The 12,962-nt window shown below is 73.6% G+C and carries 10 protein-coding genes; 6 read left to right on the forward strand and 4 right to left on the reverse strand.

Annotated features, from left to right (window positions below):
• Positions 1-24 precede the first annotated feature (24 nt).
• A complete protein-coding gene (locus ACIF6F_RS21545; RefSeq protein WP_399948841.1) occupies positions 25-1,188 on the forward strand; it encodes a cysteine desulfurase family protein in 1,164 nt (387 codons plus the stop codon).
• Positions 1,189-1,223: 35 nt separating this feature from the next.
• Here ACIF6F_RS21545 and ACIF6F_RS21550 read toward each other — a convergent pair whose 3' ends face one another.
• On the reverse strand, positions 1,224-1,880 hold the full coding sequence (locus ACIF6F_RS21550; protein ID WP_399949003.1) for an N-acetylmuramoyl-L-alanine amidase: 657 nt from the start codon (positions 1,878-1,880) through the stop codon (positions 1,224-1,226).
• A 66-nt stretch (positions 1,881-1,946) separates the two neighbouring features.
• Here ACIF6F_RS21550 and mnmA point away from each other — a divergent pair, with 66 nt between their 5' ends.
• The gene (gene mnmA, locus ACIF6F_RS21555) at positions 1,947-3,074 is read left to right on the forward strand and encodes a tRNA 2-thiouridine(34) synthase MnmA (RefSeq protein WP_399948843.1); all 1,128 of its coding nucleotides are present in this window, start codon (positions 1,947-1,949) and stop codon (positions 3,072-3,074) included.
• A gap of 8 nt (positions 3,075-3,082) precedes the next feature.
• Here mnmA and ACIF6F_RS21560 read toward each other — a convergent pair whose 3' ends face one another.
• Entirely contained in the window at positions 3,083-4,006 is a 924-nt protein-coding gene (locus tag ACIF6F_RS21560) for an NADP-dependent oxidoreductase (RefSeq protein ID WP_399948845.1), read from the reverse strand.
• Positions 4,007-4,131: 125 nt separating this feature from the next.
• On the opposite strand from ACIF6F_RS21560, the gene ACIF6F_RS21565 reads away from it, so the two are divergent.
• Positions 4,132-5,115 (forward strand): GlxA family transcriptional regulator, encoded by a 984-nt coding sequence (locus ACIF6F_RS21565; protein WP_399948847.1) that lies wholly within the window; start codon positions 4,132-4,134, stop codon positions 5,113-5,115.
• A gap of 25 nt (positions 5,116-5,140) precedes the next feature.
• Here ACIF6F_RS21565 and ACIF6F_RS21570 read toward each other — a convergent pair whose 3' ends face one another.
• Positions 5,141-6,046 carry a TIGR04222 domain-containing membrane protein gene (locus tag ACIF6F_RS21570; protein WP_399948849.1) on the reverse strand — a complete coding sequence of 302 codons (906 nt, stop codon included), beginning with the start codon at positions 6,044-6,046 and terminating at the stop codon, positions 5,141-5,143.
• 187 nt (positions 6,047-6,233) lie between these two features.
• Between ACIF6F_RS21570 and ACIF6F_RS21575 the strand changes: the two genes are divergently transcribed.
• On the forward strand, positions 6,234-9,614 hold the full coding sequence (locus tag ACIF6F_RS21575; protein WP_399948851.1) for a S8 family peptidase: 3,381 nt from the start codon (positions 6,234-6,236) through the stop codon (positions 9,612-9,614).
• A gap of 84 nt (positions 9,615-9,698) precedes the next feature.
• Here ACIF6F_RS21575 and ACIF6F_RS21580 read toward each other — a convergent pair whose 3' ends face one another.
• A complete protein-coding gene (locus ACIF6F_RS21580) occupies positions 9,699-11,141 on the reverse strand; it encodes an FG-GAP-like repeat-containing protein (protein WP_399948853.1) in 1,443 nt (480 codons plus the stop codon).
• Positions 11,142-11,280: 139 nt separating this feature from the next.
• Between ACIF6F_RS21580 and ACIF6F_RS21585 the strand changes: the two genes are divergently transcribed.
• Together ACIF6F_RS21585 and ACIF6F_RS21590 are read left to right on the forward strand one after the other, a co-directional pair.
• Positions 11,281-11,970, forward strand: a complete 690-nt coding sequence (locus tag ACIF6F_RS21585; RefSeq protein WP_399948855.1) for an SDR family oxidoreductase — start codon at positions 11,281-11,283, stop codon at positions 11,968-11,970.
• Positions 11,967-12,959, forward strand: coding sequence for a methionine synthase (locus tag ACIF6F_RS21590; protein WP_399948857.1), 993 nt, complete (start codon positions 11,967-11,969; stop codon positions 12,957-12,959). Before ACIF6F_RS21585 ends, ACIF6F_RS21590 begins: the two co-directional genes overlap by 4 nt.
• Positions 12,960-12,962: the final 3 nt, after the last annotated feature.

The following is a 12,962-nucleotide window of genomic DNA, read 5'->3' on the forward strand; positions in this document are numbered from 1 at the left end:
GGGCCCTCGTAGAATCGGGGAACCATGGCCTACCTCGACCACGCCGCGACCACTCCGATGCTCCCGGAGGCCGCCGAGGCGATGACCGCCCAGTTCACCGTCACCGGCAACGCCTCCTCGCTGCACGCGGCGGGCCGCCGGGCCCGCCGCGCCGTCGAGGAGGCCCGCGAGGCCCTGGCGGAGGCGCTCGGAGCACGGCCGAGCGAGGTCGTCTTCACCGCTGGCGGCACCGAGGCCGACAACCTCGCGGTCAAGGGCCTGTACTGGGCCCGCCGCGACGCCGACCCCGCCCGCACCCGCGTGCTGACCAGCCCGGTCGAGCACCATGCGGTGCTGGACGCGGTGCACTGGCTCGGCGAGCACGAGGGCGCCCGCGTCGAGTACCTGCCCGTCGACCGGTACGGCCGGGTGCACCCCGAAGCCCTGCGCGAGGCCATCGAGCGCGACCCGGACGACGTGGCCCTCGCCACCGTGATGTGGGCCAACAACGAGATCGGCACGGTGCTGCCGGTCGCCGAACTGGCGGCGGTGGCGCGCGAGTTCGGTGTACCGATGCACTCCGACGCGGTCCAGGCCGTCGGGCAGCTGGACGTGGACTTCGCCGCGTCGGGGCTCGCCGCGCTGACCGTCAGCGGCCACAAGATCGGCGGCCCCTACGGCATCGGCGCGCTGCTGCTGGGCCGCGACCAGACGCCCGTACCCGTCCTGCACGGCGGCGGCCAGGAGCGGCACGTCCGCTCCGGCACCCTCGACGTACCCGCGATCGCCGCCTTCGCGGTGGCCGCCCGGCTCGCCGCCGAACGGCGCGAGCAGTTCGCCGCCGAGATCGGCGCGCTGCGGGACGAGCTCGTCGCGGCCGTGCTGGACGCCGTGCCCGACGCGGTGCCGAGCGGCGACCCCGCCGACCGGCTGCCGGCCAACGCCCACTTCAGCTTCCCCGGCTGCGAGGGCGACTCCCTGCTCCTCCTGCTCGACGCCCAGGGCATCGAGTGCTCCACCGGCTCCGCCTGCACGGCCGGCGTCGCCCAGCCCAGCCACGTCCTGCTGGCCACCGGCACCCCGCCGGACCTGGCCCGCGGCACGCTCCGCTTCTCGCTGGGCCACACCTCGACCAAGGAGGACGTGGCCGCCCTCGCCGCGGCCATCGGCCCCGCCGTGGCCCGCGCCCGGACGGCCGGCCTCAGCTGACGCGGCGGCCCGGTCGACTCAGCCGGCGCGCCGCTTCAGCCGGCGCGCCGCTTCAGCTCGGCCCGGACCAGCCTGATGTAGCGGTCCCAGTCCCAGTGGGGGCCCGGGTCCGTGTGGTCGGCGCCCGGCACCTCGTTGTGGCCGATGATGTGGCGGCGGTCCGCCGGGAAGTCGTAGCGCGCGCAGATGTCGGCGGCCAGCCGCGCGGAGGCCGCGTACATCGCCGGCGTGAAGTCCTTGGGGCGGTCCACGAAGCCCACGTGCTCGATGCCCACGCTGCGCTCGTTCACCGAGCGGTTGTTGGCGTGGAACGCGACGTCCAGCTCGCGCACCATCTGCTCGACGTGCCCGTCCCCGCGCACGATGTAGTGCGCCGACGCCTTGTGCCACGGGTTGCGGAAGGCGCTGACGGAGCCCTCGAAGCCGCCCTGCGTGACATGCACCACGATCCGGTCCACCGGGTAGTCGGCCGGCCGGTCCGCCATGCGCCAGTTCGCGGGGGAGGCCGCCGTCCAGCGCGCCCCCTTGTGGTCCAGCTCGCCCTCCTTGCGGGGCTTGGACACCCCGGGGAGCAGCCAGTAACCGCGGGAGATCTCGTCACGACCGGCCACGCCGGCCCCCACCAGCACACCCAGGGCCGTGACCAGCAACGCCCTGCGCGCCGGCCCGCGCTTCCTGCGTGCCACCCGCACCACCCCCTCGGGGAAGAAGAACGCCCGTGCCCCGGGTCCGGTTCCCCCCGTACTCTGGTGGGTGCTATGACTCAGAACCCGCAGCCGCGCCGTCCCCTCCGCGTTCTCGCCGCCATGTCCGGCGGCGTGGACTCCGCCGTCGCCGCCGCCCGCGCCGTCGAGGCGGGCCACGACGTGACCGGTGTCCACCTCGCACTCTCCGCGAACCCGCAGTCCTTCAGGACCGGGGCCCGCGGCTGCTGCACCATCGAGGACTCCCGCGACGCCCGCCGCGCCGCGGACGTGATCGGCATCCCCTTCTACTGCTGGGACCTGGCCGAGCGCTTCCGCGAGGACGTGGTCGAGGACTTCGTCGCGGAGTACGAGGCCGGACGCACCCCCAACCCCTGCCTGCGCTGCAACGAGAAGATCAAGTTCGCCGCGCTGCTCGACAAGGCGCTCGCCCTCGGTTTCGACGCGGTGTGCACCGGCCACTACGCCACCATCGTCGAGCTGCCCGACGGCAGCCGTGAGCTGCACCGCGCCTCCGACATGGCCAAGGACCAGTCGTACGTCCTCGGCGTGCTGGACGAGAAGCAGCTGGCCCACGCGCTCTTCCCGCTCGGCGACACGGTCACGACGAAGGGCGAGATCCGCGCCGAGGCCGAGCGCCGGGGCCTGGCCGTGGCCAAGAAGCCCGACAGCCACGACATCTGCTTCATCGCCGACGGCGACACCCAGGGCTTCCTCGCGAAGCGGCTGGGGAAGGCCGAGGGCGACATCGTCGACGAGTCCGGAGAGAAGGTCGGCACCCACGACGGCGCGTACGGCTTCACCATCGGCCAGCGCAAGGGCCTGCGGATCGGCCACCCGGCCCCGGACGGCAAGCCGCGCTACGTCCTGGACATCTCCCCGGTGGACAACACGGTCACCGTCGGGCCCAAGGAGTCCCTGGACGTCTCCGCGCTGACGGCGATCAAGCCGCGCTGGTGCGGTGCCCGCGAGGCCGCCCCCGGCACGTACACCGCGCAGCTGCGCGCCCACGGCGGCGAGACCGAGGTCTTCGCCGAGGTCGTGGACGGCGAGCTGCGGGTGACCTTCACCGAGCCGGTCCGCGGCGTGGCCCCGGGCCAGGCGATCGTGCTGTACGACGGTACGCGCGTGGTCGGCTCCGCGACCATCGCCGCCACGACCAGGGCCACCGCGGGCGTCTGAGCCGGGGCTCACACCACGGACAGGACGATCTTGCCGGTGGTGCGGCCGCGCTCGCCGATCTCGTGGGCCTTCGCGGCCTCCGAGAGCGGCAGGACGGTGTCGATCTCGGGGCGCAGGCTGCCCTCCTCGGCCATCGCGGCGATGGCCTGCAGGCCCGCGAAGTCGGGCTCGACGAGCGTCCAGCCGGTGCGGAAGCCCTCGGCGCCGGCCGGGATGTCGTCCGGGCCGTTGAGGGTGATCAGCGTGCCGCCGGGCTTGAGGACCTTCAGCGAGCGGGTGCCGTAGTCGCCACCGATCGAGTCGATCACCACGTCGACCTCCGCCACGGCCTCCTCGAAGGCGGTGCTGCGGTAGTCGACCACCTCGTCGGCGCCGAGGGAGCGTACGAACCCGTGCTTGCCGGCGCTGGCCGTGCCGATCACGTACGCGCCCAGGGCCTTGGCGATCTGGACCGCGAAGTGGCCCACACCGCCGGCGGCGGCGTGCACCAGCACCCGCTGGCCGGCCCGCAGCCCCGCGGTGTCGTTCAGCGCCTGCCAGGCGGTCAGTGCGGCCAGCGGCAGCGCGGCGGCCTGCTGGTGGGTGAGGGAGGCGGGCTTGCGGGCGAACTGCCGGGCCGGGGCCGTGACGTACTCCGCGTAACCGCCCGCCTGGGAGGGGAAGCGCGGCATGCCGAAGACCTCGTCGCCCGGCTGGAAGAGGGTCACGCCCGGCCCCACGGCCTCGACCGTGCCGGAGACGTCCCAGCCGATGATCGGGGTCTGGCCCCAGGCGATCAGGGCGCCGGAGGCCCGGGTCTTCCAGTCGACCGGGTTGACGCCAGCGGCGTGGACCCGGACGAGGACCTCGCCCAGACCGGGCTCGGGCTTGGCCAGCTCGACCTCGGTGAGGACCTCGGGACCGCCCCACTGGCTGACGACGACTGCGCGCATTGCTTGCTCCTTGGAAAGAAAGACCCTGGTCGGGGGGCCGCTCGTCCGGCGGCGTGACTTCAGCATGGGGCGGCGGGGACCCGTGTGGTGATGGCCGGATAGCCATGATGTGACAGAATCTGGCCATGGAGACCAGGCACCGCGTCGCCGTCCTCGCCCTGGAGGGCGTGCCCCCCTTCGAGCTCGGGATCCCCTCCCGGGTCTTCGGCAACGCCTACGGACCGGGCGGCCGCAAGCTGTACGACGTCGTCGTGTGCACCGCCGACGGGCAGCCGGTCACCAGCGACGCGGGCTTCACCGTCGGCGTCGCGGCCGGGCCCGAGGCGCTGGAGACCGCCGACACCGTGATCGTCCCGCCCACCCACGCCATGGACGAGCTGCTGGCGGGCGCGCCGCTGCCGGAGCACCTGCGCGCGGCGCTGGCCCGGATCAGGCCCGGCACCCGGCTGGTGTCCATCTGCACCGGCTCGCACGTCCTGGCCGCCGCCGGGCTGCTGGACGGACGGCCCGCCACCACGCACTGGGTGGACGCGGAGAGGTTCCGGCGGGCCTTCCCGCGCGTGCAGCTGGACGAGGACGTGCTCTTCGTCGACGACGGCGACCTGCTGACCTCCGCCGGGGTGGCCGCGGGCGTGGACCTCTGCCTCCACCTGATCCGCAACGACCACGGCAGCGCCGTCGCCAACCTCACCGCCCGGCTGTGCGTGGTGCCGCCCTGGCGGGACGGCGGACAGGCCCAGTACATCGAGCGGCCGGTGCCCGAGCCGACCGTGGCCACCACCTCCGCGGCCCGTGCCTGGGCGATGGACCGGCTGGACACCCCGCTGACCCTCGCCGAGCTGTCCGCGCAGGCCGGGATGAGCCTGCGCACCTTCACCCGACGGTTCCGCGACGAGGTGGGCATGACGCCGGTGCAGTGGCTCACCGCCCAGCGGCTGGAACTGGCCCGCCAGCTGCTGGAGACCAGTGACCTCCCGGTCGACCTGGTGGCCCACCGGTCCGGCTTCGGCTCGGGCAACTCCCTGCGGCAGCACATGCGGGCGGCCTTCGGCGTCTCGCCGATCGCCTACCGGCGCACCTTCCAGGCCAGGGAGGCGATGGGCGTCTGAGCGCAGCGGGCGCAGGATCGGCGCGTCACCCGCCGCAGCCGCCGCAGCCGCCTCCGCAGCCGCTCCCGCAGCCTCCGCCGTCCCCGCCTCCGCAGCCGCCCCCGCCCCCACCGGACGAGCCGTCCGCGGCAGCGGCGGTGTGTGACACCGGCGTCTCGGATGCGAACAGCGCCGACAGGCCCCGCATCATCACCAGCCCGGCCAACGCCACCGTGACCAGGGAGAGCACGTCCGTGCTGACGCGCACCATCCCCGGGTCCGGCGTGAACGTGTGGATCGTGTACCGCTTCAGCCACAGCCGGCCCCGGTGCGTGGACCAGCTGCTCCGCAGGGGCGCGCTCATGGCCGCCACGACGATCCCCGCCACCAGCAGTGTGGTGAAGGCCACCACGGGGAGCCCCGCGGGGCGCCGTGACACCGCCTCGTGGGTGACGGCGGCGATGCCCAGCAGCGCAGTGCCCACCAGCGCCGCGGCGTGCAGGCCGGCCGTGTTCTTGGCCGCCGGGAGGGCCTTCTGGTCCTGTGCCAGCCCCTGGGCCACCAGCCGTTCGGCCACCGCCGCCACCGCCGCCGACCCGGCGACGTCCCCGGTCACCGCGTGCAGGGCCCGGCCCGCCCGGCCGGTCGCGCTGCTCGTACCGCGGCTGTCGACGGCCGCGCACTGCACCGGGTCGCCGGGCCTCGGCTCGCTCGCGATGTCCAGCCACCGCGGGGCAGTCACCGTCACCCGGCCGGTCAGGAACAGCGCCCCGATCGCCGTCTCCGCGACCCGGGACGGTCCGCCCTTCAGGTAGGCGAACTCGTAGACGGTCGGCGGGCTTTCAGGACGCGGACGTGTCGGCCGCGGGTGGAGCCGGCGGTACGCCCTGAGGTGCCGGACGCACAGGACGGTCTGCACGACGACGGCGACGGAGAAACAGGTGATCCACACAAGTACCCCCCGGTTACTGGCGCTTCACCTCGATTGTCACCTTCGTCGGACGGTCCAAACAAGACGATCGCGCCAGAGTGGCGTCACCTCAGTCGTCCCAACCGCCTAATCAGGCCACTCTGTTGAGCAATCTGATCGCTTACGCACATACTGCGTATGCCGGGGGGCCATTCCGTTCCCCCGTGAGATGACCTCATCATCCAGGGGGGATGACGTGCGCAGTCAACTCAACCGGGCGGGAGCGGCCTTCGTGGCCGCCGCCGCCACCGTGGCACTCGCGGCGGGGCTGACCACCCCGGCCGCCGCCGTGCCGGCCGGGGCCGGGGACCTCGCCGCCCCGAGCGGCGCTCCCGTCCAGGCGACCACCCGCATCGCGCTGCTCACCGGCGACAAGGTCGTCGTCGACGCCAAGGGCAAGCCGGTCGGCATCGAGCGCGCCAAGGGCCGCGAGCACGTGCCGGTTTCGGTGCAGCGGGTGAACGGCCACGTCCGCGTCGTGCCGTACGACGCCCAGCGCCTCATCGACAGCGGGAAGCTGGACGCCCGGCTCTTCGACGTCACCGAGCTGAGCCGCCCCGAGTACCAGGCCGCCCGCCGCGCCGGCATCCGGCTGATCGTCCAGTACAACGGCACCGCCCCGGCCGCGAAGGGGCAGCTCCGCCAGGCCCCCGGCAGCGAGGTGCGCCGCACCTTCACCTCCCTCAACGCCGAGGCCGTCACCGCCCCGCAGCGCGGCACCGCCGCGGTCTGGGAGGCCCTGACCGACCCGCAGGCCGGCACCGCGTACCGCACCACCGCCTCCGGCATCGCCAAGGTGTGGCTCGACGGCGTCCGCAAGGCCAGCCTCGACAAGAGCACCCGGCAGATCGGCGCCCCGACCGCCTGGGCCGCCGGCTACGACGGCAAGGGCGTCAAGATCGCGGTGCTCGACACCGGTGTAGACGCCACCCACTCCGACCTCGCCGGACAGGTCGTCGCGGAGAAGAACTTCACCGCCGCGGCCGACGCCGGGGACCGCTTCGGCCACGGCACGCACGTCGCCTCCATCGCGGCCGGCACCGGCGCCGGATCCGCCGGCAGGTTCAAGGGCGTCGCGCCGGGCGCCAAGCTGCTCAACGGCAAGGTCCTCGACGACAGCGGCTACGGCGACGACTCCGGCATCCTCGCCGGCATGGAGTGGGCGGCCGCGCAGGGCGCCGACGTCGTCAACCTCAGCCTCGGCGGCACCGACCAGCCCGGTATCGACCCGCTCGAAGCGGCCGTCAACAAGCTCAGCGCCGACAAGGGCATCCTCTTCGCCATCGCGGCCGGCAACGACGGCGCCCCGTCCAGCGTCGGCTCCCCGGGCAGCGCCGACGCCGCGCTCACCGTCGGCGCCGTCGACGACAAGGACCGCCTGGCCGGCTTCTCCAGCCAGGGTCCCCGCGTCGGCGACGGAGCCGTCAAGCCGGACGTCACCGCCCCCGGCGTCGACATCACCGCGGCCGCCGCGCCCGGCAGCGTCATCGACAAGGAGGTCGGCCAGAAGCCCAAGGGCTACCTGACCATCTCCGGCACCTCCATGGCGACCCCGCACGTCGCGGGCGCCGCCGCGCTGCTCAAGCAGCAGCACCCGGAGTGGAAGGGCGCCGAGCTCAAGGGCGTGCTGACCGCCTCCACCAAGCCCGGCAAGTACACCCCGTTCCAGCAGGGCAGCGGCCGCATCGCCGTCGGCAGCGCCATCAGGCAGAACGTGATCGCCGAGCCCGTGTCGGTGAGCTTCGGCCGCCAGCAGTGGCCCCACACCGACGACAAGCCGGTCACCAAGAAGGTCACCTACCGCAACCTCGGCACCCAGCCCGTCACGCTGGACCTCAAGGCCACCGCGACCGGCCCCGACGGCAAGCCGGCCCCCGCGGGCTTCTTCGCCCTCGGCGCCCGGCAGGTCACCGTCCCCGCGGGCGGCACCGCCTCCGTCGACCTCACCGCGGACACGCGGATCGGCGGCACCCTGGACGGCTCGTACTCCGCGTACGTCGTCGCGACCGGCGGCGGCACCACCGTGCGCACGGCCGCGGCCGTGGACCGCGAAGTCGAGTCGTACGACGTGAAGTTCAAGCACCTGGCGCGGGACGGCAAGCCCGCCAAGGACTTCAACACCATGCTGGCCGGCACCTCCGGGCTCGCCGCGGACCAGTTCGTGAACCTCTTCGACCCCTCAGGCACCTCCGAGGTCCGCCTGCCGAAGGGCGACTACATCCTCAGCAGCTCCTTCGTGCACGACCCGCGCGACTTCTCGAAGGGCGTCAGCTGGGTCGCCCAGCCCGTCCTGAAGATCGGGAAGAACGGCACCGTCACGGTCGACGCCCGCACGGCGAAGCCGGTCGACGTCACCGTCCCGTCCTCCGTGGCGACCAGCGAGTTCGCCGCCCCCGGCTTCGAGGTGTCCGCCGGCGACTCCGGCTGGGGCTTCGGCTGGTGGCTCGACTCGTACAAGGGCTTCCGCACCGCCCACCGCGGTGGCGCCGTCCCGGCGGGCACCACGGTCGTCCAGACCTGGGACTCCCACTGGACCGAGGGCCCGACGACCGAGTACCACATGACGGTCGGCGGCAAGGTCAAGCGCCTGGCCGACGGCTTCACCCGGCACATCAAGGCCTCCGAGCTCGCCACGGTGAAGGTCGCCCAGGGCACCTCGCTGCCCGGCAAGCAGGGCGCGCTCAGCGCCTTCGGCACCCTGCCCGGCAGCTCCGGCTCCACCTCCATCTCCATCCCGCGCCGCCTGCCGGCCACCGCCACCCTGCGCCTCGCCGTCATCGGCGACGTCAAGTGGGAGGTCGACTTCGACCAGCTGGGCGGCCGTGACGAGCAGGGCTTCCCGATCCGCGAGGGCGGCTGGTGGGGCACGCCGAAGGTTTACAAGGCGGGCAAGACCTACCGCGAGACCTTCAACACCGGCGTCTTCGGCCCGAGCATGAGCGACGAGACCGGCATCTACCGCGACGGCAACCAGCTGATGGGCTACTTCCCGCTGCTGACCGACGGCGCCGGCCACCAGGGCGACACCGCGTTCACCAAGGGCTCCACGGTCCTGCTGCGCGACGGCAAGGAGATCTTCCGCACCAAGGCGCCGTTCGGCTACTCGGAGCCGTTCGAGCTGCCCGCCGGCAGCGCGGACTACCGCCTGACCACCACGCTGGACCGCGGCCAGGCCATCGCCCGCACCACCGGCAGGGTCGAGGCCTCCTGGACCTTCCGGTCCAAGAAGACCGCGGAGTTCACCAAGCTGCCCGCCTCGGTGGTCCGCTTCACCCCGGAGCTGGCGCTCGACAGCACCGCCCCGGCCGGCCGCACCCTCCGGGTGCCGGTCACCGTCCAGGGCAGCGCCAAGGGCTCGAACCTCAAGTCCCTGGCCGTGTACGTCAGCTTCGACAACGGCACCACCTGGAAGAAGCTGACCGTCAAGGACGGCGCGGTCAGCGTCAAGAACCCGGCGAAGGGCAAGGCGGTCTCGCTGCGCGCCGTCGTCGCCGACAAGCAGGGCAACACCGCCGAGGTGAAGGTCTTCCGGGCGTACACCACCCGGTAAGTCCCCACCCGCGGAACGACGGTGGCCCGCCGGAGCGTCTCGACGCCCCGGCGGGCCACCGCCTCGTTTTACCGGGTGCTGCCGCTAGCGGTCGATCGCCCAGCCGAAGGGGCTGCCGCCGGGGGTGGACCCGAAGGTGGCCGCCCTGAGGGACAGCCCGCCGGTCGTGCCGACCCCGGTGGCCGTGCCGCGCAGCACGTTGACGACGCCGTCGCCGTAGTAGGGCCACTCGGCGGCGCTGTTGTCCTCGCCGTGCGAGGACACCGTCAGCTCGGCCTTCCCGTCCTTGGTGAAGTCCATCAGCGACACGGCCGAGCCGAACTGGTCCCGCGCCTCGGTGGTGCCCGGGACGCCCGTGGAGTTCTGGGTCAGCACCACACCGCCGGTCGCGGTGACGATCCCGGTCGCGCTGCCGCGCAGCACGGTGACCGAACCGCCGTCCACCACGGTGCCGTTGTCCTCCCGCCCGGCCCCGACGGCCAGGTCGAGGTGGCCGTCGCCGTCGAGGTCGCCCAGCGCGACGGAGGTGCCGAAGCCGTCGCCGTCCTCCGCGGTCCCGGGCACACCGGCGGTGGCCTGGGTGATGACCCGGTCGGGCTCGTCGGCGATGCCGCCGGTACGGCCCTTCCAGATCGCCACGTCTCCGCCGGGCGCGTACCAGGCTGCGTTCCGGCGGCCGACGACGATCTCCGCCCTGCCGTCCTTGTCGAGGTCGCCCACGACGGCGTCGGAGCCGCCCTCACCGGGGGACTCGGGCCACCACGCGGAGCTGTCGGACAGCTTCCCGCCGTGGAAGACGCCGAGCATCGGCACGTCGCCCAGGCTGCCGAACTGCGCCACCACCTCGTCGCGCCCGTCGCCGTCCACGTCGCCCGCCGCCAGCCCGTACACGCCGAAGGTCGTGTAGTCGGCCGTCCGCGTCAGGGTGGTGCCGCCCTTGGCGACCGTGAAGCGACGCAGACCGCCCTCCGGGTAGAGCCGGTACTCGCTGGCGACGACCTCCGGGCGGCCGTTGCCGTCCATGTCGGCCGCGGTGACCGCGAGGCCCAACTGCTTGGTCGTGCCCATGATCCGCGCCGCCTTCACCAGGCCCGCAGGGCTGCCGTACAGCACGGTCACCGAACCGGGGGCCTGGTTGACGGCCACCGTGCCCGTCCGGTCGTACGGAGCACCCACCGCCAGGTCGGAGAACCCGTCGGCGTTGAAGTCACCGGTCGCCAGCGAGTAGCCGAACCAGTCCTCGTTCCCCGGATCGCCCGGCACGCCCTCCGTCGCCTGGCTGATCACCCTGCGCTGGGCCGTGACCGGACCGTTCGCGCCGCCCGGCACGACGGCCACGTAGCCCGCGCCCGACTTGGCGCCGACCGTCGCCGCGGGGGCAGCGATGACCAGGTCGTTGTACCCGTCCCCGTTGAAATCGGCCGTGTGCACCCCCGACGCACTCGCCGCCGCGGCGGGCCCCGCCGTCACCACGGAACCGGCCACCGCCGCCACCGCGACCGCCAGTGCCGCCCATTCCCGGCGCATCCGCATGAATCCTCCCCTGAGCTGTGTTCCCGCCCCCGCGGAGCGGGCCCACGGACTTTAGGCCACTCCCGCCCCACCGGACCCACCGGGTCCGGTACACGCGTACGAGGCCGCGCCCCCGAATGCGAGCATGTCCGGTATGGCTACTCACCTGATCACCGGTGCCGGCTCGGGCATCGGCGCGTGCGTCGCGCGCCGGCTGCACGAGCGCGGCGACGACCTCGTGCTGCTCGCCCGCGACGCCGCCCGCGGCAAGGAGCTCACCGCCCGCTACCCCGGCTCCCGCGCCCTGGTCGGCGACCTCGCCGACCCCGACCGGCTCTCCTGGGCCTTCTCCCACCAGGCGCTGCCCGACCGCCTCGACTCCCTGCTGCACGTCGCCGGCATCGTCGACCTCGGCCCGGTCGCCGAGCTCCGCCCCAAGACCTGGCACCAGCAGCTCAACGTCAACCTGATCGCCCCCGCGGAGGTCACCCGGCTGCTGCTGCCCACCCTGCGCGCCTCCCAGGGCCAGGTGGTCTTCGTGAACTCCGGCGCCGGACTCAACGCCCACGCCGACTGGAGCGCGTACGCCGCCTCCAAGCACGGCCTCAAGGCCCTCGCCGACTCGCTCCGCCAGGAGGAGAAGGCCAACGGGATCCGGGTCACCTCCGTCTACCCCGGCCGCACCGCCAGTCCGATGCAGGCAAAGGTGCACTCGCAGGAGGGCAAGGAGTACGACCCCGCCCGCTGGATCGACCCCGAGTCCGTGGCCACCACCATCCTGATGGCGGTCGACCTCCCGCGCGACGCCGAGGTCAACGACCTCTCCGTGCGGCCCGGCCGATGACCGGGTACGGGGGAGGGGCGACCGGCGTCGGCTCGCTGCCCGGCGGGGACGCGCGCGAGGCCGCGAAGACCGTCACCGGCACCTTCGAGGAGTTCGTCCACCTGCCCGAGCTGCCCGCCCGCGGCCCCGGCGCCGACATGATCGGCCGCTCCCTCGGGCTGCTGGTCGACATGTACGCCCACGTGGAGCCCAGCGGCTGGCGGGTCAGCGACCGGCCCGGCCGCGACACCAAGCGGGCCAGGTCCTGGCTCGGCGAGGACCTCGACGCGCTGGAGGAGTTCACCCAGGGGTACGAGGGGAAACTCAAGGTCCAGGCCGTGGGCCCGTGGACGCTCGCCGCCGCCCTGGAGCTGCGCACCGGCGAGGCGCTGCTCCAGGACGCCGGCGCCTGCCGCGACCTCGCCGGGTCCCTGGCCGAGGGGCTGCGGAACCACCTGGCCGACCTGCGCAGGCGGGTGCCGGGCGCCGAGATCGTGCTCCAGTTGGACGAGCCGTCGCTGACGGCCGTGCTGCGCGGGCAGGTGAAGACCGCGAGCGGCTACCGCACGTACCGGGCCGTGGACCGCCAGGTCGTCGAGGGCGCCCTGCGCGACCTCTTCGCCGTCCACGGGGGAGAGTCGGTCGTGCACTCCTGCGCGCCCGGCGTGCCCTTCGCGCTGCTGAGGCGGGCCGGGGCCACGGGCGTGTCGTTCGATTTCTCCCTGCTCACCGAGCGCGAGGATGACGCCATCGGGGAGGCCGTCGAAGGCGGCACGAAACTCTTCGCCGGAGTGGTGCCGGGCACGGACGCCGCGTTGTCGGACCCTGCCGGTAGCGTCATGGGGGTCAGGAAGCTTTGGCGCAGGCTGGGGCTGGCCCCGGGGACTCTGGCGGAGTCCGTCGTGGTCACTCCCTCGTGCGGTCTCGCGGGCGCTTCGCCCGCCTACGCCCGCGCGGCCATGGCGCACTGCGTCAGGGCGGCGAGATCCCTCGCCGACAACCCTGAGTGATCG

This window comes from Streptomyces sp. NPDC086023 (assembly GCF_044540325.1).
Classification (GTDB): Bacteria; Actinomycetota; Actinomycetes; order Streptomycetales; family Streptomycetaceae; genus Streptomyces.